Genomic DNA, 19,535 nt, shown 5'->3' with positions numbered 1-19,535 from the left:
GAGAACCTCTTCGAGGCAACCAGCGTCCGGATATATCGCCACCTCGTTTTTTTTGGTCAATTACGATAGAATCGCGCCCACTTTTTAGCAAGGTACGAAAAATCGTGGCATTGATCGTTCAAAAGTACGGCGGTACATCGGTCGGCAACCCCGATCGCATCAAAAATGTGGCTCGGCGCGTTGCGAAATTCAAGGCACAGGGACATCAGGTCGTGGTGGTGGTTTCCGCGATGAGCGGCGAAACCAACCGCCTGATCCATCTTGCCCATGAGATCCAGAAACATCCCGACCCGCGCGAACTCGACGTGGTCGTTTCCACCGGCGAACAGGTCACCATCGGCCTGCTGGCGATGGCGCTCAAGAGCCTTGGCGTCAAAGCCAAGAGCTATACCGGCGGGCAGGTCAGCATTGTGACCGACAGCGCTTTCAACAAGGCGCGCATTGTCAGCATCGACGAACAGAACATTCGCGCGGATCTGGAAAACGATCATGTCGTGGTGGTGGCGGGCTTCCAGGGGGTGGACGAAGACGGCAATATCACCACGCTGGGACGCGGCGGTTCGGATACGACCGGCGTCGCTGTTGCCGCCGCGCTGAATGCCGATGAATGCCAGATCTATACCGATGTGGACGGGGTATATACCACCGATCCCCGCTTGGTGCCGGAAGCGCGCCGCCTGAAGAGCATCACTTTCGAGGAAATGCTCGAGATGGCCAGTCTGGGTTCCAAGGTATTACAGATACGCTCGGTGGAGTTTGCCGGGAAATACAAGGTCAAACTGCGCGTGCTGTCCAGCTTTGAAGAAGAGGGCGACGGCACCCTGATTACTTTTGAGGATGACGACAAAATGGAACAAGCTATCATTTCCGGAATCGCGTTCAACCGCGACGAAGCCAAGATCACCGTCGTCGGCGTGCCCGACAGGCCGGGTATCGCATACCAGATCCTGGGCCCGGTCTCCGATGCCAACATCGATGTGGACATGATCATCCAGAACGTCGGCGTGGACGGCACGACCGACTTTTCCTTCACCGTGCATCGCAACGAATTCGTCAGGGCGATGGACATCCTGAAGAGCAAGGTGCAAGGGCACATCGGCGCACGCGAAGTGATCGGCGACAATAAGGCCGCCAAGGTTTCGGTGGTAGGCGTGGGAATGCGCTCGCATGTCGGCATTGCCAGCAAGATGTTCCGCACCTTGTCGGAAGAGGGTATCAACATCCAGATGATCTCCACATCCGAAATCAAGATATCGGTCGTCATCGACGAGAAATATCTGGAGCTGGCTGTTCGTGTCCTGCACAAAGCGTTCGACCTGGATCAGGAAGACGCATAAACCGTTTGACCGCCTAGCCTCAAGTCAGTATCATTCGCGGCCTTCGGAGAGGTGGCCGAGAGGTCGAAGGCACGCCCCTGCTAAGGGCGCATACGAGCTTAAACTTGTATCGAGGGTTCGAATCCCTCCCTCTCCGCCACAACAAAGTTTCAAAAAAACGCGCCCGTAGCTCAGCTGGATAGAGTACTTGGCTACGAACCAAGGGGTCAGGAGTTCGAATCTCTTCGGGCGCGCCATATTTTGTAATCAATGGGTTAGCGCAAACTGTATCAACCCATTTTTCTTTCCACTTGACCTTTTTGGGACTTTCATTCCCAGCCTTCCTGTCGATCATGCTAGGCTGCGATTCATCCGACTGCGTTTATCAGCGATGCAGTTTGACGCATCCACAAGCTCATCAAGCTGTCCGACTGAACAATGAGCCCATGCTTTGGCGCGCTGCCGCAGGATCTCGGCAAAAGTATGTTTCAGGTCATGAACCCTTACATGCTGAAGATTGACTCGCCGCCTTGCGTGCTGCCAGCCCGAGTTGTTCATGGTTTCAATCGGCTTTCCTCGATATGTGAAGACGTAGACGGGGTGCTTTCCGCGTTGTCCTGCAACTACCGACTTAGCTACCCGATTAAGCACCACCAGTCGCTCGTCACCATTCTTGACGTATGCATCGGGGATGATGAATACACTCGTGTCCAGCTCTTCTACTTTTACCTCCCAGTCCCAGCGCAGACTACAGACCTCTCCATCACGGCAGCCCGTATTAACCTTAAACAGGGCCATCGGCTGAAGGTGGGCGGGCAATTCGGTGAACAACGCGGTTTGCTCTTCCCAAGACAGCGGATAGGGCTTGTGTGCATCGGTCACTTTCAGCAGCTTGATCTTTGGGGCAACGGGTAGCCAAGTTAGATTGTTGTCATCCAGCCACTCTGATGCTGCCATATTCAGCAGATGCCGGATGACTGCTAACGATGCGTTAATCGTCTTGGTTTTTACGCCGTCCCTTTTTCTCGCACTGATGAATTGCTGAAGCGTACCCATATGCACTGAGTCCAACGAAAGCCTACCAATAAAAGGGTCAACCAGTTTCAAATGGTGGGCATCCGTTGCGATACTGCGCTTATGGCTATTTTCGTTCAGGTATCGGGTCGCCGCCGCGCGAAAACTCCGCTTTGGACGAATACCAAAAACCCGAGCTTGCCTTGCTTCGTCTAGCCTCTTTGTGAGGAACTCTTCCGCTTTGGCGAGCTCACTTTCGCCAGTGCTCTCGCAAATTCGGAGTCCTCGATACTGCTTGTCGATGTGCCAGACCCCGTTACGCAGGTAGAGTCCAGCGGCTCTTTTTCGTCCCATGTCAAAATTCCTTTCTTTCGACCGGGGCGACCGTTGCAGCGCATATATTGCTCCGCCCAGGCATCCAGTTCAAGTCGGTCGAAGGCAATCCCTTGCACCCCTATGGGTACTTCCGTCAGATACGGCCTGACTTCGGCACTGAATCGATTGCGATCCATGCCTAGATAGTCCGGCGCATCACGAAATCTGATGAAGCGGGGGAGTAGGATCATTGCCATGATAAAAAATGCTGAATGACCATCACCACAGTCACATCGTCACGAGAAGTGATAGGGGTGATGGACTTATCAGTCGCTATTAGTCGTTCATGAGGGTGATGCGAAGCTTTGCACCGGCACGACTATGTCCCAAGTGCTCGATTTGAATCCCGCGTTGACGCAGCCCCGGCCTGATCCGTGCAAGCTGCCCAGACAAGCCCCGTGCCGATTTCGGCCAAGCCGACTTATCTTGACCACATACACCTTCAAGCTGGGATTTCAGTGTAAGTACCGTGCCTTCCCAAGCCTTGTTCTTCTGTTGCGCCATGAAAACCTGTAATGCATTGGCGACCCCATAAGTTTCCAGACTACGATCTACCCCTTCGCGTACAGATGCTTCATATAGCTCGGTGAAATATCCGGGAGGGTGATCTAGCGCCATACAAACGGCCTCGCCCAACAGTTGGAAGTCGGCCATGCGAAACTTCTGGTCGAGGTTAACCGTAGGGAGATGGCGAAGCGCTGCGGAGAACAAGTCCAGCAATCCCCCGAAAATGGCCGGATAACTGTCTTGCCATTCCGCCGCGAGCGACTGCTCGTCCCGACGCTGTGCTGCCGGTATGCTCGGACACTCGATACTGATGACGCGCTCGATCAGATCGGGGCGTGTCGCTACAGGGCTGATGCCGTTCAGCATGACGGGCCGCTTTGTCTCCATAACGAACTCGTCGCCATTGGAGTACAGCTGCCGCGACGCGAATCCGCCCCCCGTCGCCAACGTGCAAAGTGCATCCTGCTGGTCTGAGGTCAGACTGGAGAGATTCTCGAAGCTCACCACCCAGCTATTGTTGGCCGCTATGTAAATGTCTTCGGTCATCTTCGGCTTGCCGCGTAGCGCTACCATGTTGGGATCGGTCAGGTCGCGCAGACAGCGCTGGGTTGAACTTTTGGCACTTCCTTGCTCGCCGCACAGTTCCAGAATGGAGAACGGAGTGTCCGGGCGGAAACTATCGATCAACCAAGTGAGTGCCAAGGGGTAAAGGAGCTCCGGAACATTGGCGTACTGCCACAGTTCGTCGATCCTGCCAGAGACGGGCGTGGGGAGCGGACGCATGTTGCGAGTGCGAGTGAACAGGACGGGCGGGGCGCTAACCACTGACCAACCGTCGGCATTAAGACGAATTGCCTGCCACGAGTCATCGCACAGATCAATGTAGTAGTCATCTCCATGCTTGGCGCAGCGCATATGCACAGTGAATTCCTCGCCTTCAAAGTTGCCGATGGAGGAGAGCGTCGCGATGGCGCTCGTCAACAGTGTGTCACCCACCCCCGAGCCCCTCGATTTATAGAAAGCAGCACGCAGCCACTCGGCATATCCATACGAACCGATGTACCAAGTCTGGCGGATTCCCTTGACTGTGACAATAGCGACCCCTTTGCCATCTTTGGCGTGGCCGAGCCTAGACGATTCGCGAGCGAGGGCAATGAGTTGGGCGAGATTGCTGTCATCGCGATTTTCCCGTCCCGCCGCTGTAAGCTCTTCGAGCCTGCCTTTGTGACCTTTAGCGCGGTTGATCAAGCGGGCATATGCAACAGGGTCATTCTGACGAACGAGCTTCAGTGCGGCGATCACATGTTCCTGATACAGCGCGTCAGGGTTTGCTTGAAGCTGCCCCAGCGCAGCCGTCACAATGGCTTCTGGATTGGCGGTTTCTTCAGCCGCCTGACGTACTGCGTTACTGGTTTCAATATTATTAGGCATGGTGGTTCTCCTTGGTCAGGGATTGCAGATACGACAGGAAGAGCTTCAAATCAGAGACGCGGCGGTGCGCGCAGTGACCGTGATGGCACTTAAAGCCTCCACGAGAGTCGTTGTCTTCACTAGGCTCAAAATAGGCCGTGCCGCTGGGCTCTTCGTCGGTATGTTCATGCACCCAAGGACAAACGATGCGGTGCATCCCTGCAACACTGAGTTCGGGCTCCAGATACAGGCCCGCATCTACCAATTGCGCGACGAGGGCATCACCGCCGATGGGGGCAGCGGATGGCATACGCCGGTTAGTACGGCGCGTAGGCGGAGGTGCGGCAGTGAGATCGACGCCATAGGCGGCAGCGATCTCCTCGATGCTGTAGCGCGTCGCGGGGTCCCAGACAGCAACGGTCTGAACGAACGGAGCGCCCAGTTTCTCGACATACTTACCCTTGCCATTGACGCCAACAGGCAGACGACCGTAGCGCGTCACACCTTTCATACCAGGATCACTGGCGTCGGCAGTCAGCCCCGCTGCAATCATGCCGTCAATGAGCCGCTCGGCTTTGCCCCGGTCGGGTTCTGGTGTGACCAAGAAGTACCAAGCCTGATAGTTACCCGGACTGGTCTCTACTAAAGCACTCGGAAGTAGCGCGAGGCGTTCAAATCCGACTTTGGTGCCCACGTCATCGATCATGACCATGAACATGCGTCCGAAATTTGCCTTTCGACGATGGAACCTGCCGTCTGTGCCACGCTTGAAACTGCTTACGGCGATATAGTTGTTGTGGTTGGGTCGAATGAATCCAGGCAGGCCAGGCGGTGCTCCCTTTCCACCCCACATCCAAGGTTGAACATCGTAAGGATCACCGGGGAAACCTGCGACCCAAAACTGTTCGTCTAGATCAAGTCCTGCAAAGCCGTACATCAGAAAATCGCTATTGGTGATAGCAATGTCTGTCTTGTTGCTTGATAACGTATTCATAAATCTGTACCTAAGCCCATGTTTATGCGAAATGCGATGGCACGCGCTGGGCAGTCACGGTCATCCTGAACAGATGCAAAGAGTTTTGCAGTTCACGGAGAGATTTTTCCTGAGCGTACTGAGCGAAAAAATAGGGCAAGACAGCCTTGATGCAGGCTCTGATAAAGCTGCGCTTGTATTGAAAACAGTGACTTAAGAATTTTGGCTGTGCGAATGAAAAACTAGGGCAGGGGTGTTATCTGTTTGATTCTGTGGGAAGCGGAGGGAGAGAAAGCTGAGCGATAATATTTTCGCTCAGCTATTTTTTCTATCAGAGATGATGCGTCGAACAGTGTCAGGGTTCTTGTTGTATTTTTTTGCAATGGTGGCAGAAAGTTGTACATCCGACTTTTTCGGATTATTTTTCTTTAGCTCGATATAGTCCGAGTACAAAGCCGAATGCTTCTCGGCTGTTGCGCGTTTTCTTTTTTCGCGCGCGGATAAGGCAGACTTGGACGCAGGCATGACCGAGCAGGCTTTGATTTCTGCTTCGTAGGGATGCAGGGCAGGGTTCCAATTCAAGCCCATATCGTGGAGTGAGACAGACTCAAGCCCCACAGTAAAATCTATCCAATTTAAAAATGCCGCAGCCAATTCATCAGAGTAGACAAACCAACCGCTTGGTATATTTTTAAAGCGCTCTTTTTCGATGCCTAATGTCCTCACTGCTGTCAGTAAAGCTTTGGTGGCAGTAAGGCTGCACTTTCGAATTTTGTTACCGCTAAACTCGTGGCAATCCAGCAGAGAAATATTGACATCATCAGATAGCTGGTAGGCATTGGTGGTCATTTCAATGACCTGGATAACTGTGAGGCCAGTCACTAAAACGGCAAAGCGCAGCGGCACCAGTTGTCGCGGTAGGCCTTCCGATTCATCGTCAAAGTGGAGCTGAGGAATTGGCATGGCTGCGTATCATCAGCTGATATGGCCAGCTATATTCATGTCATCAAGGAATTCTGAAGCAGGCTCGACGCTAGTCACCAGCAAATGATCTCTCGCTCGCGTGCAGGCTACATAAAGCAGATGTCGCTCAGTGTCATATACCTCTTGCAGATCAGCATCATCGCCGACCGTTTCGATGCGTTCCTGCAAAGGGATGACCTCATCATCGCAGGCCATCACCACGACGGCACGAAACTCTAATCCTTTGGCGAGGTGCATGGTGCTGATCGAGACATGACCGCTGAGGGTCTCGACGTGTTCATCGAGTATCTTGAAGGCCAAACCTGCCGCCTTTACTGCTGCCTGCGCCCGTTCCAGTTGCGCTTCGGAGCGGACGAATACACCAAACTCGTGCGGTAGCACACCCGACTTGGCCAGCTCCGCAATCCAGTTGCCGACGGCCTTGATTTCCTCGCCTTCGTCCTTGAATGTGTAAATTACTGGCGGCGGGCCGTTGAATACTGAAACGGTGTCGCTGCGATCCTCGGAGTTGCCATCCACGTCGCTGACTACCGGGCCGAGCAGGCGATCAGCCTGCGTGCGGATTTGGTGCGAAGTGCGGTAATTGACGCGCAAGGTGCGCGACCGCCCACGAATATCCACGCCGATGCCCTTCCATGAGAATGGCTGCTGGAAGATGCGTTGCCCGAGATCACCTGCGAAAAAGAGTGCATTGGGCCGACCGCCACCCAAGGCGGCAAAGAAGCGAAGATGGGCGACGCCTACGTCCTGCGCCTCGTCCACGACGGCGAAGTCGAACACCACATTCTTGTTGGCGGAAAGGGCTGCGGCCAGTGCTGTGAATAGCTGCGCGTGCGTAATTAGCTTGCGCTCCTGCAATCCGGCGCGCACGCGCTCGAAGATCGACCATAAGACCGCGCGCTGTGCTTCCGGCAACCGGGTCTTTCTGCCGAGGCGCGCAACATCACGATACGCATCCCAGTTCTCCAATTGCCAGGCATCCACCACCTGCTCCCATTCTGTTAGCAGGAAATGCAGGCCAAATTTGTGACCACCCACGGCACTGGCAGACCTCTTCAGCAACTCGCGGATAATATCGCGGCTGACAATCGTCGCCTGCCCGATGTGCGACTTGTAGAGCCGCAGGCCGATGGCATCGAGCGAATGAACATCTATGCGTTCTGCAAGGCGCGGCTCATTGCCCAACAGCCGCTTCAGCTTGGTATTCAGTGCGCTCGCCAGCGTGTCGGAAAAGGTTGTCAACAGGACACGGGCTTCGGAATGTGTGCGCGCCAGATAAGCAGCACGGTGCAAAGCAACAATCGTCTTGCCCGTACCGGCTGAACCGGAGACGCGCGCCGGGCCGGTGTAATCGCGCTCCACCCATTGCCGCTGTTCGGGGTGCAGGAAGACCGTCCACTTTTCCCAGGGAAAATCGAGCGCGCGCTGCAACTCCTCCACATTGGTCATCACGCGGAAGCGGCGCTGTGCATCGGGATGATCGAATGGATTCACCGTTGCTGCAACAGGCTTGGACACGCGAGGCTTGCCACCCGTCGCCAGTTCCAGCAGTGCCTCTGCCGCCTCGGCAGGCAGGTGGTCGCACAAGGCCAGCAGCGTGTCCTCGGTCGCGTTCTTCACGTCGTCCAGCCACTCGGCAGGTACGCCGTAACCGAGCAGTTCATCATCGGTTCTGCCAAGGAATAGCGGTTTCAGTGCGGGTGCAGGCTTCGGCGCGAGAGCAATTTCAGTCTGCACATAGACCGGCACCACGATTTCCTGCACCGTCTCGCGTATCTCGACCAACTGCGCCGCGCCGGTTTGCGGGTGCGTTTCCAGTTTGCGCCGTTCCGCCCAGTCATACGCCTTGTCGTGGTGATCCACATAGCACAGCAACAAACTGGCATCGGTCTTGTGGACGATCATACGAATGTCACTGCTCACCCGCACTGACCAGAAATTCTTGTCCCGCGCCTTGTCCAGCTTATGAAAACTCATGCCCGGATTGGCCGGGTTCAATTGCAGATCGAATGCCGTTGTTTTGGCAGCTTTCTGCTCATCGCCAGAAAGTTTGGCGAGGCTGTCGGTGAATGTGTCGGCGATGAGGAAGTTCATCAGTCCGCCTCCAGCATCACGTCGATGCGGGTGGAGCCGTCTTCGCTTTGGTAGATCAGGAATTGTTGGGGTTCGGTCATCATGGCACTTTGTCAACGATGCAGAAATTCATGTTGCATCCATATCTCATAGTGTACCTAGCACTGCGATTTGTTGGACAGATACATCACTAATCCCAAGGCGCAGTCGTCGAGCCCGTGCCTTGAAGGCACGTTCTCCACCTTCGAGGATGTCGCAGACACGCCTGCGAATAAGGGGGTTTTCCAGTCCGCCAGACTCATACGTGATTTGCGGTAACTCGCCCGGTCTGTGATGTCCTGCCGTCGCAACAATCACTTGGTCTGCATCAGTGTTTACCACGAGATTCGCGTTATGCGTCACGATGATTATTTGTCGGCGATTCTTGGCTGAACGAAATCGAGCAACCAGTTCGTCATAAATCGACTGCGGGTCTAAATTTTCTTCTGGCTGATCAATTATCAGTGGGCGGTCATCCTCTTCGTCAATTGCAAGATATAGAAGTAACAGAACTATTCCACGCGTACCTGGAGATAGTCGCTCAATGTCCACACTGTCATACTGGATGCCATACGAAACCTCAATGTGACTAGTATTGTGCAGCCACTTCGACACCCCTGAAATCCATTCGCGATTGTTCACGTCATCAGGCTTGTGTGCTTTGAGTGCAGCCTCATTTTCTTTAACGAATTCCTGCATGGCGGCGGAAACATCTTCTGGATTACCACTTTGCCAAGGGATTAGTAGCGTCGCCTTCGCAGCATCAAGCAACGCCCCACGCCCCTTAAATGGGCCGTTGCGTCGCAGGTCTAAAAGCGCCTCACCTTCTACTGCCCACCTATCAACGTTAACCTGTCGTCTCACTGCAAAGCCCAATTTCCCGAGTGAACCGGAAGTGTCGCTAAGATTCCTTGCAAGCGGTGCGTATAGAAGGCCAAGCTGTTTTTCAAGATTGACAATAGCATTGAAGACACCGGCATATGCTTCGCGTCTTCGTAGGATCAATACCTGAATACGTTCCTCTGCGGTTTTAGACTTCTCAATCTGAGCATTGAGTTTTTCAAGTACTTTGGCTGCTTTTGCAATCTTGTCATTCAACACAGCGAAGCGCTTCGTGTTCTGTGCATCAATACCGATGAGCTTGCCGAGCCGTGCGAGTTCTTGCTGGAGCAACACCACAGTTATCTCTGTGAGATTCGCATTATCTGCAATTAGCGGCTCGTTGGGGTCTGTATCCACTATAGGGTCTGTTGCGGCAGGCAACGTCCCAGAAATTTGTTTTGATTCGGAGGCGGCGCTATTAATGTGTTCTTGTAGCATTAGGTCTACATCGCCCGTAAAGCCAAGTTTGAAATGATCCCACTCGCTTTGTTGGAGAGCTGCATCAGATCGCGTTTGCTGTAGCTCTGCTAACCAAGCCGGAATGCGCCGCTGCCGAATGTCTACCACGTCTTCTTTAAGTGCATTTAATGCACGCAATCTCGCCTGTATTACATCAAGTTCTCGCCGCCGCAAATCAAGTGTCTTTGCGAGTTGTTCGTGTCGTTTAGCTCTGACTTCTTGGCCTTTGCCAACAAGGACATTACGATCATTTTGATCCTGCGCGATTTGTTTTGTTAACTCTGATTGCTGCTTAATTAGCGCAGGTAGCTCTTGCTTTAACTGTCTTTCCTGCGTCAGTGCATTTGATGCAGCTTCAAACTCTTGTTCATGTCGAACGCGCTGCTCGATAGCAGCAGCGGATCGTATCGCATAAAGTTCCTTGAATGAGCTGGTACCTTCACGTTCCTCTACCGGGTGTGCACTGAAAATGACACGTTCAATTTCATCTACTAATGAGTCCGCCATACCTTCTGCCGAACACAAATTTTCAACAAATTGTTGTGACAGATATTGAACCCTTGGTGTGTCCTGTAGCTCTTCAAAGTCAATATGTATAAGATCGTTTCCAGTTTCCTCGTTGTTTTCCCATGAGAGGACAGAACGGCTGTCAACAAGATATTCCTTCGCACGCACAACAAAGGATTGCTTATTTAACCTCGCACTTACCGCCAGGCCGCCAGCCGCAATCAGATCAGCTAGAGCCGTCTTTCCAGACCCCCTTGCACCAATAACCGCGATAAGACCTGGATTCAAAGACACTGTCGATGGAATCATCCACGAGGCATTTGAAACTTTGAGCGTCTGTATGGTATGTCCAGCAAGCGAACCTCGCGGTGGCTGAGAACCGATATACACTCGTCCTTCAGGTTCTATGCATGCCTGACGCAGTGACTCAAAGGTCAAATCTCCCTTAATCCAGCAAAATCGCTCGTTGACTGGTGCCCCTACACGAACATCTTCGTGCGCATCGGAACCATGCATACAAGGTTTCATGCCACCCCACTTTGACTCAAGGTCATCTAATGTCGCACCCTTACGCCCTAGCCAGAACTCAATCTGGGATGGATTTGCAGAAAAAATGATGTGTGCAAAAGCCTCGATGTTTTTTCTCAAAGCGGCACCCGAGTCAGCGGCATCTCGTAGACCCGACGTACCGTCGCGCTCACCTGCCGCGACTGCTACAAGACAGTTCCGCCGAACCCACTCACTCTTGCGCCACTCATCCTGCAATTGCACGAAGTCAACCTTGAACTGGTTAACTCCAACAGACAATGCCGCGTCATCGGTATTGGCCGATGGATCATGCCTACGCCCAAGGCGAATTAAGTCGGCTTTGCAGCAGCAATAGCTTTCGCGCGGATCACGAAACTCTAGCTTATGGAGGAATCTATTGATTTCCTCGACGTGGTTTGGATCATCCGGGGAGAAGAGCAAGTGGACGTTAATCCATGATCCCTTGGACGTTTCGATTCCGAAACGCATCTCCACGTTTGGGAAGATGAGACCGACACCGGGTAGATGACCAGCATCACGCTGTCGAATGGCCTCCTCATACTGCTCGATAGATAAGTAGTCAGTGATGCCCAGTGCACGAATCGTGGGTTGGGACTTATTTACTTTGGTGAGGAATGATTCCCAGGGATTCTCGCCACCATACTGGTCATTCAGCAATGTTCCCGGCGTATGGATATGAGGATCCCATCGATTCCAAACTGATCCTCGACTATCAGAAACTGATGCTTTAGTTACCATGCTGCGCCTCCCCACCTAACTGCAATTTAGGTTGCTATACACGAAACACTTTCATCACCTCATCACCCAGATGATTGATGACCTTCACCGCGATCCGCCCGGACTTGGGTTTATCGAAAGGCCGCGAGGTGTCGCTGTTCAAGGTCGCCCACGCCTCCGGGTCAATCTCCGCTTTCAGCGTGGTCTTGAGCGCGCTGTAGGGGTCATTGGCTCCAAGGAAGTAAGCGTGGCGGACGAAGAAGCTCTCTTCGTTGTAGTCGGTGTCGATGAACCAGCAGGCGATGCCGTCTGCACCATCGCTGATGACTTCGCCGGTTTGGGGTTTGAAGACATCCACGCCGTTCACCTTCACGCATAGCTTGCCGTCTGCTTGCGGCAGCAGGTCGATGTCCGGCTCGCCGAAGATGACGAACAGGTTGCCCTTGCCGGTGTTCTTCAGGTCTTCGGCCATGTGCAGGTCGGCGTTCATGCGCGCCTTGAGCACGGGGATGCGCCCCAGCTTGCTGAACTCGGTGGCGTGCGCCTCGTAGTTGAAGGCGCAGGCGATCAGCACATCGAATCCGGCATCGCCACACTCGCGGGCGGCTTCCACCAGGTCACTGCGTTGCACGGTGCCAAATTCGGGACCGATGAAGATGCCGGCGCGTTTCTCGGTGTCGCCTTCCATGTAACGGCCTTCGGCACAAACCGATCCCTCGCCCGGCCACGGGGTGAGCGCGGTGAAGGTGATGCGGTCTTCCTTGTGCGCCTGCTGCACCCCGGCGGTCTTGAGGTTTTCCAGAATCATCTGCGGGAAGGATTGTTTGGCGGCGTATTCGGCGTTGTCCTGCTTGAGGGTGTCGATCAGTTCATCGTTCTCATCCACGCCCAGCATACGGTGAGGGCTCAGGCTCTCCACGGTGAAGGGGCCGGCCACGCGCACACACTTCTTGTTTTCGTAGGGCTTGTCGTAGAGGTACTCGAATTCGGCCTTGGCCGCGATGGACTTGTCGATCTCCTGCTGCCGGGCGATGCGCGCCTGCCACCAGTCGGCGTGCAGTTTCTTCGCGGCGTCTGGCCACTTGGCATCAGTTTCGCGCGGAATCTCCCATTCCTGCCAGGTCTTCTTCAGCGCCGCATTCAGATTCTCGCGCAAGGGCTCCAGCTTCGATTGCCACTGCTCCCAGATGACATCGATCTCGGCGTTCTTGGCAACGGAACTGAGCATGATGTGCGGCACGCGCTCATAGACAAAGCCGTGGCGAATGTTGCCGTGCACCGGCTGCGAACTCGGCGCGGTGCGGGTGACTTCGGCTTCCTTGAGCTGGCCTTCGCGGGAATCGGCCAGCAGGTAAAACGGATAGCGCGCGCCCATGATGCGGGCACGGGCCAGCGCCAGCGCCACGCGCGAGGTGTCTATCGTGATCCAGCGGCGGCCCCATTGCTCTGCAACGGTGGCGGTGGTGCCAGACCCACAGGTTGGGTCGAGTACAAGGTCGCCGGGGTCTGTGGCCATCTGGATGCACCGCTCGATTACCTTCGTAGAGGTCTGCACTACGTAAATCTTGTCCATTCCGCTACCTGAGGCGGTGTCGGCCCACAAGTTGGACACTGGATTGACAGGGTTGTCTGCAACGAACCGTACGTAATTAATCGTGCGGCCTGATTGGGCGACACGATCTGCGCGTGTCAATCGCTGCATGCCCTCCCGATTTGTAGACCAACTGCGACCGGCGGTTGGTTCATAGGTTTGGCCTTGAAAGTCTGTCGGATATACACAACTTGGCGTACGGCCAGCTGCCAACAGGATTTGGAACCTCGCGTATCTATTTGGATCAATTGACTCGCCGCTGGCCACTCGCCGGAAATGTCCGACAGTTTCCTTAACCAACGTGTATGCGCCATCGGACTCTGGATCTTTGTCGGTGAATAGCAATCGGCGCTTTGCGGCTTCCTTGCTCTTTGAATACCACAGCACAAAATCGGTGACTTCAGCCATCAAACCTTTCCCAAGGCCAGCAGTCTTCTTTACAGTGATTATGGTGACGAAATTATCATCTCCAAACACTTCATCCATCACCGCCCGAACTCGGTGGACATTTTCATCGCCGATTTGCACGAAGATCGAGCCGGACTCTGTGAGCAGATCGCGAGCGACGGTGAGGCGGTCACGCAGGTAAGTCAGATAGCTGTGGATGCCATCGCGCCAAGTATCGCGGAAGGCCTTGACCTGCTCCGGCTCGCGCGTGATGTGGTCGGCCTTGCCGTCCTTCACGTCGTTGCTAGTCGTGCTCCACTGGAAGTTGCTGTTGAATTTGATGCCGTAGGGCGGATCGAAGTAGATGCACTGCACCTTGCCGCGCAGCCCTTCGCGCTCGGCCAGGCTGGCCATGACCTGCAGCGAATCGCCGAGGATCATGCGGTTGGTCCAGTTCTGGTCGTGCTGGTAGAACTCGGTCTTGTCCACGCCCTTGGGGATGCCGTTGAAGTCGGCGAACAGGTCGGCGGTGATCTGCCCGGCTTCATGCTCGCGCTCCTTGGTTTCGCGCAGCAGGTCATCGATCAGCGCCTTGGGGTGCACCTTCTCCTGGATGTAGAGCGGCGGCGCGTGGACGACGAGGTCGCTCCAGTCCTGCTCGTCCTTGCCGCGCCAGACGAGCTGCGGGTCGAGGTCGGTGTTGCGCGGATATTTCACCTTGCGCGGCTGCTCATGCTCCTTCTGCACGATGGACTGCTGCTCGGCAGAGGGGATGTTCTTGCGCTTGGCCTCGTCGTGGGTGAGGGATTCGACGGATTTCAGTGTAGGTGGTTTCTTGGCCATGATTATTTCTTCCCTGCCCCGTTTGTGTTGCGGCGGACTCGATCATTTTGTTGAACTCGCTTTCGACCTTGGCTTTGAAGTCGGCCTCGATCTGGTACACCTCGGTGAACTCGGCAAACGCCCAGCGGCCATAGCTGCCGAGATGGTTTACGCCGGGCACCCAGTAGGTGTCCATGGTGGATTTTTTCTCCTTGGCGTCCTCGCGCCGGTAGCCCTTGATCTCGACGACGAGATGCAGCAGGTCATCGTCACCGTGGCCGTCATCCACCAGCACGATGAAGTCGGGCAGATACTTGCGCATCTCGGAGGCGTAGCGATACGGCACTTCCAAACCGAGGCCGTGGTTCTTCACATAGGCCAACACCTTGGGGTGCGACTCGGCGACCCGGCAGAATTCGGCTTCCCAGTCGCTGTCGAGCACCACCCAGTTGATGTGGCAATGCATTGAACTCGTCTCCCAGCGGTCGTGCTTGGATGTGTTGAAGCGCACATGCCGAGTCGAACCGGTGGGGTTGTAGGGATCGAGCAGTGCCTTGATCGGCCGCTCGTCGAGGAAGCGCCGGTGATGCCGGCGTGATCTTGTTGCAGGCCATGTCGGCCAGCTCTTGGTACATGAGCAAGCCCGGATAGGTGTCCCCCTTGCAGACCAGGCAGGTGTCGAGCCATTGCTTGGCGATCCGCTTGAGCTGGCCGAAGAGGGATAGCTTCGGTCCCTTCGCCCGGGTCGCGCCATTTGGTGTAGAGCAGGCGCTGGGTCAGCTGGAAGACAAGCGTGGAGGGCCGCAGGTCCCCAGGTGCTTGAGGCTCAGGTCCACGCCTTCGCCGATGATGCCGGAGTTGTGGGTGATGGATGGGCCGACCAGATCGGGGTCTGAGTATCAGGATGGAATCGTCGTTGAACTCGGCGGTCAGGCGTTCTTCCGGCAGCTCGACGCGATAGCCCTCGACGCGCGGGAACCGGATTTCCAGGTGGTCGCGATCCGGCCGCACGGCCTTCACCTGCACCGTTTCGCGCGGCGGCTGCGGCGGGGCGATGACCGGCTTGGCGGTGAAGTCGAAGGGGATGCCGAAGACGTCGGCGTATTCGACGTTGAACAGCCCTTCCTCGTTGAGGTCGTAGGACTGGCGGCGCAGCGCGCGGCCGATGACCTGCTCGCACAGGAGTTGCGTGCCGAAGGCGCGGATGCCGAGCACGTGGGTGACGGTGTTGGCGTCCCAGCCTTCGGTGAGCATCGAGACCGAGACGACGCAGCGGATCGAGCCGCCGAGCTGGCCCGCCTTGCCGACGGTGTTCATGACCTCGCGCAGCAGTTCCTGGTCGGTGATGTTGTCGCCGGCGTGCGCGTCGCCGGTGCGTTCGACGATCTCGCGACGGAAGCGCCCGATTTCGTCGGCGGCCATGCCGCGGAAATTGTCGTCGAGCGCGTCGCCGGCTTCGAGCTGCTCGCTGTCGATGAGCAGCGTATTCGGGCGCGGCAGCGGGTTGCCGGTGGTTTCGTCGAAGTTGCGGAACAGGGCGAGGCGGCCGTTTTCCAGCGTGGTGGTGCCATCGTCGTTCTTGCGCTGGAAGCCCGAGATGAAGTCGTAGACGAGCTTGGAGATGGCGGTGTTCTGGCAGACGATGATGAAGCAGGGCGGCACCTTGATGCCCTTCTCCTGCCACAGCTTGAAGGTCTTCTCGTAGTGGCCGTAGAGCGCTTGCAAGGCGGTCTGCAAGCGGGTGGGAAGCTTCAGCGGGTCGAGGTCCTGATTCGAACCCCGGCCCTTCTTCGGCATGTCCTTGCGGATGTTCTCCCACAGGTTGCGGAACACCGGCATCTCGTCGCCGGGGATGTTCTCCGCCACCGGCACACGCGGCAGCTTGACGATGCCGCATTCGATGGCGTCCATCAGCGAGAAGTCGCTCATCGTCCAGGGAAACAGCGTGCCTTCGGCATAGCCCGAGCCGCGCAGGAAGAAGGGCGTCGCCGACAGGTCGATGACGCGACTGAGGCCGAGCTTGCGGTTCACGGCTTCGAGGCCGGAGATCCAGAGGCGCGCGGCCTCGTTGTTCTTCTCCCTGGCCTCCTTCCTTCTCGTCCCCTTTGGCCTTTTCGTCGTCTCCGGTCATGCGGCTTTTCACGGTAGCAGTGGTGCGCCTCGTCGTTGATGACCAGGATGTTCTTCATGCCCATCAAATCAGGCATCACACGCTGGAGCATCTGGCCTTCGGTTTCGAGTGTTAGTGGTGCATCGCCAGTACGGCCCTGGAGCAGTTGACGTCCGCCCTTGGTCAGGTCAATGCGCTCGCGCAGCTTGAAGGCGTGGTAGTTGGTGATGACGATCTTGGCCCGATTCACGTCGTCGAGCATGTCGCCGGGCACCAGCTCGCGGTCTTTGTAATAGCTGTTGGGGTCGTTGGGTTGCAAAACACGTAGACGATCCTTGATGGTCAGGCCGGGGGCACAGATCAAAAATCCTCGTGTGAAATGTTTGCTGGTTGGGCGGCGTACCGCATTGATCGTCTGCCACGCGATCAGCATCGCCATGACGGTCGTCTTCCCCGCCCCGGTCGCCAGTTTCAAAGCCAGGCGCATCAACTCCGGATTGGCATCTTTGTTCGCGGCGGCGAGATGATCGAGCACGCGCTTGCCGTGCTTGGATTGGGGGGCGACCTCCGTTAGCCAGATCGCGGTTTCCACCGCTTCTACCTGGCAGAAAAAGGGGCGAATGGAGTTGAACTTATGATGGCGCCAGTGTTGTAAAAGCCGAACAGTCTCAGGGGTGACCTGCCACTGATTGGGATTGGGTAAGGCGCGCCAGGTATCCACATGGCCGCGCACCTCATTGATAATCGAAGTAGGGTCGTATTGCTGCTCCTTCGTCGAAAGTCCTGCGCCGTCATCGAAAACAAATCCATCCTGTTTGGCCGCGCCCTTGCGCTTCTTGGGCTTCGGGATCGGCGTGATGAACTTAGCGGGGCGGCGGGTTTCAAGAGTCTTCTGCGTGGGCTGACCGTCATCATCAAGCTCCCAATGTCTCATTGGACATTCGTAGGGTGAGTTCAGAATTGGGTGGTCAAAGAATGGATTGCTCATTGAAGTATTTATTGATTTTAGTTTTATCCCCTTTGGATGGTATCCCGAGGCGGACCGCTGAACAATACCTGAGAATATATAGGCCTTTCGAATCCCATTGTCCATCCCATGACAAGATGCAGCGAAATATTGAAGCCCAGGCATCGCTGCCCAGGCTTCTAATCAGGCGACGCTAACCCTGACCTCCTCTCGCATCTTCCCCCGATACTGCTCCAGATCGACACCCTGTAGCTCGACCACCTTCTTGTAGTCCACATTGCCCGCCTTCCAGTACCGGGTGACCGCCACACCGAAGCCAGACTCGCGCGAATGTTTCGTCAGCTCTACCAGCTTGGCTTTGGCGGCATCCGCCTTGGCCGAGGCTTCGTCGGCCACTGATTTCCAGCCTCGGTACTCCTCGGCGGCGGTCTGCCACTTGTGATCTGTTCGGATACAAGTGTCTTGGTCAGTGAGCGGTGGCGGTGTATCCCCGTCGAGGAACGGCTGAAACAATTCCCAGCACTCCCGAATCCGAGCAAAGATGATTTCGTCCGGCTGGATCAGGTTCTTGATGCCGACGTTGCCGTCGTACACCCAGAGATACGCTTGCCTTGCCCCCGTCACCATCAGCTGGTGCTGCACCTGAAGCTGGTAGTGCTCGGGCACCGTGCCTGACTTTACCGACTGCCATAGCTCGGATACCGCCCCCTTGAAGGGGCATTTGATCTCCAAGAGGGTATCGCCGCCTAGCGTGATGCCGTCCAAACTGGCTGAGTACAGCCCATCGACCACCACCTGTGGTTGCATGATGAGTCCGGAGACCTCCTCGAAAGCGGCACGCGCAGCGGGCTCCATCTGGGTGCCGTGGCGCATGGCTGCATTCTCCTCCACGACTTTGCGGCCAGTCTTCACCAGCCATAGTTCGTAGGGCGTCATCCAAGGCGACGCACCGCATACCGCTGCGGTCTCGCTGGCATTGCGGTACTGCGCACGATGCGCGTGCCACTCCGGGCTACCCTGTACCATCTTCATGAGCGCTTTCATGCTGCCTCCTTGCGGTTGCCTTCGAGCATCTTCAGGACACGGTTCACCTCGACCTTGGGGATGTTCTCCAGTGCGTCGAAGCCAAAGAAGCCAAGTAGCTGTTCTTCGTCAGTGCCGGTTTCAGAGATCAGTTTCTTGATGAAACGCAGCTGATTGACGGTCAGCGGCTCGGTTGAGTCGCTCACCGCTTTGGGCTTCTGGAACTGCCGTACCGTGGGTGACGATGGTGATGGTTGTGACGGTGTTTTAGGATCATTTTGTTCATCGGGTAAATCCTCTCCGGCATAGATATAGAGCCCCAAGCCGTGCAGGGCGATGGCCTTGACCAAGCAGCGCTGAATCGAGGTGTTGATGTCGAAGGCGCTGGGGGTGAGCAAGGGGCGGTTTTTACTGTCGAGCACCGGATGAATCTGTGAGAGCGTGATGCTGCGCACGGTGACGGAGACTTCGACATAGCAGCCGGTGTCTGTTGCCAGATACGGCAGGCCGTCGAAGCGTTTCACTTCCCACGTTGCGGTGGCGTCGAACTGCCGTAGCTGGGCGACAGCGAACGGCCAGCTCAGATAGGAGAACTGGCCTTTGCGTTCGATGTGTTCGTTGACGTTGATCTTCGCCAGCTCGGCGAAATAGTTGGATTCGATTTTCATGATGAGACCTCTCTAGTGTGTGTGACGGAAAGAAAGAAGCCCGGCAGACTTGCGTCAGGCCGGGCTTCGGGTTCAGCGATAAAGAGCTGCTGAGAGTGTTGCGACGTTTCCCTTTTTATCGAGCACCGTAAGTCGCCAAAGGCTCTTGTTGTTATGACTGCT

Annotated in this window: 10 protein-coding genes, 2 tRNA genes and 1 pseudogene; 3 read left to right on the top strand and 10 right to left on the bottom strand. The window is 55.8% G+C overall.

The features are described from left to right. Positions 1-104: 104 nt before the first annotated feature. The 3 genes from IPM27_02450 to IPM27_02440 all read left to right on the top strand — a co-directional run bounded on the left by IPM27_02450 (position 105) and on the right by IPM27_02440 (position 1,573). Positions 105-1,337, top strand: coding sequence for an aspartate kinase (locus tag IPM27_02450; protein MBK9160418.1), 1,233 nt, complete (start codon positions 105-107; stop codon positions 1,335-1,337). 45 nt (positions 1,338-1,382) lie between these two features. Further along, positions 1,383-1,476, top strand: a tRNA-Ser gene (locus tag IPM27_02445). A gap of 20 nt (positions 1,477-1,496) precedes the next feature. Continuing rightward, positions 1,497-1,573 (top strand) — tRNA-Arg (locus IPM27_02440). A 94-nt stretch (positions 1,574-1,667) separates the two neighbouring features. Here IPM27_02440 and IPM27_02435 read toward each other — a convergent pair. The 10 genes and pseudogenes from IPM27_02435 to IPM27_02390 all read right to left on the bottom strand — a co-directional run bounded on the left by IPM27_02435 (position 1,668) and on the right by IPM27_02390 (position 19,373). Then, positions 1,668-2,684 carry a tyrosine-type recombinase/integrase gene (locus tag IPM27_02435; GenBank protein MBK9160417.1) on the bottom strand — a complete coding sequence of 339 codons (1,017 nt, stop codon included), beginning with the start codon at positions 2,682-2,684 and terminating at the stop codon, positions 1,668-1,670. 297 nt (positions 2,685-2,981) lie between these two features. Then, a complete protein-coding gene (locus IPM27_02430) occupies positions 2,982-4,643 on the bottom strand; it encodes a hypothetical protein (GenBank protein ID MBK9160416.1) in 1,662 nt (553 codons plus the stop codon). Next, the gene (locus IPM27_02425) at positions 4,636-5,616 is read right to left on the bottom strand and encodes a hypothetical protein (protein MBK9160415.1); all 981 of its coding nucleotides are present in this window, start codon (positions 5,614-5,616) and stop codon (positions 4,636-4,638) included. The genes IPM27_02430 and IPM27_02425 overlap by 8 nt, the downstream gene beginning before the upstream one ends. Before the next feature lie 294 nt (positions 5,617-5,910). Next, the gene (locus IPM27_02420; GenBank protein MBK9160414.1) at positions 5,911-6,558 is read right to left on the bottom strand and encodes a hypothetical protein; all 648 of its coding nucleotides are present in this window, start codon (positions 6,556-6,558) and stop codon (positions 5,911-5,913) included. A 12-nt stretch (positions 6,559-6,570) separates the two neighbouring features. After that, positions 6,571-8,673: a UvrD-helicase domain-containing protein gene (locus IPM27_02415; GenBank protein MBK9160413.1), complete on the bottom strand. Its 2,103-nt coding sequence runs from the start codon at positions 8,671-8,673 to the stop codon at positions 6,571-6,573. Between the two features lie 126 nt (positions 8,674-8,799). Beyond that, complete coding sequence (locus tag IPM27_02410; GenBank protein MBK9160412.1) at positions 8,800-11,826, bottom strand: AAA family ATPase; 3,027 nt, start codon at positions 11,824-11,826, stop codon at positions 8,800-8,802. A gap of 34 nt (positions 11,827-11,860) precedes the next feature. Next, positions 11,861-14,626, bottom strand: a complete 2,766-nt coding sequence (locus tag IPM27_02405) for a site-specific DNA-methyltransferase (protein ID MBK9160411.1) — start codon at positions 14,624-14,626, stop codon at positions 11,861-11,863. Next, a pseudogene (locus IPM27_02400) lies at positions 14,514-17,703 on the bottom strand (DEAD/DEAH box helicase family protein). The gene IPM27_02405 and the pseudogene IPM27_02400 overlap by 113 nt, the downstream one beginning before the upstream one ends. Positions 17,704-17,865: 162 nt before the next feature. Then, positions 17,866-18,726, bottom strand: a complete 861-nt coding sequence (locus IPM27_02395; GenBank protein ID MBK9160410.1) for a YqaJ viral recombinase family protein — start codon at positions 18,724-18,726, stop codon at positions 17,866-17,868. Continuing rightward, complete coding sequence (locus IPM27_02390) at positions 18,723-19,373, bottom strand: DUF1071 domain-containing protein (GenBank protein ID MBK9160409.1); 651 nt, start codon at positions 19,371-19,373, stop codon at positions 18,723-18,725. The genes IPM27_02395 and IPM27_02390 overlap by 4 nt, the downstream gene beginning before the upstream one ends. Positions 19,374-19,535: the final 162 nt, after the last annotated feature.

Source organism: Nitrosomonadales bacterium, assembly GCA_016716325.1.
Classification (GTDB): domain Bacteria; phylum Pseudomonadota; class Gammaproteobacteria; order Burkholderiales; family Gallionellaceae; genus Gallionella.
This window is presented reverse-complemented; position numbering and strand designations above follow the sequence as displayed.

What these genes read in the sequence shown, in the direction of transcription:
- IPM27_02395 (MBK9160410.1), bottom strand. Translation starts at nt 18,726, where the DNA reads ATGAAAGCGCTCATGAAGATGGTACAGGGTAGCCCGGAGTGGCACGCG.
- IPM27_02405 (MBK9160411.1), bottom strand. Translation starts at nt 14,626, where the DNA reads ATGGCCAAGAAACCACCTACACTGAAATCCGTCGAATCCCTCACCCAC.
- IPM27_02435 (MBK9160417.1), bottom strand. Translation starts at nt 2,684, where the DNA reads ATGGGACGAAAAAGAGCCGCTGGACTCTACCTGCGTAACGGGGTCTGG.
- IPM27_02430 (MBK9160416.1), bottom strand. Translation starts at nt 4,643, where the DNA reads ATGCCTAATAATATTGAAACCAGTAACGCAGTACGTCAGGCGGCTGAA.
- IPM27_02390 (MBK9160409.1), bottom strand. Translation starts at nt 19,373, where the DNA reads ATGAAAATCGAATCCAACTATTTCGCCGAGCTGGCGAAGATCAACGTC.
- IPM27_02420 (MBK9160414.1), bottom strand. Translation starts at nt 6,558, where the DNA reads ATGCCAATTCCTCAGCTCCACTTTGACGATGAATCGGAAGGCCTACCG.
- IPM27_02425 (MBK9160415.1), bottom strand. Translation starts at nt 5,616, where the DNA reads ATGAATACGTTATCAAGCAACAAGACAGACATTGCTATCACCAATAGC.
- IPM27_02410 (MBK9160412.1), bottom strand. Translation starts at nt 11,826, where the DNA reads ATGGTAACTAAAGCATCAGTTTCTGATAGTCGAGGATCAGTTTGGAAT.
- IPM27_02415 (MBK9160413.1), bottom strand. Translation starts at nt 8,673, where the DNA reads ATGAACTTCCTCATCGCCGACACATTCACCGACAGCCTCGCCAAACTT.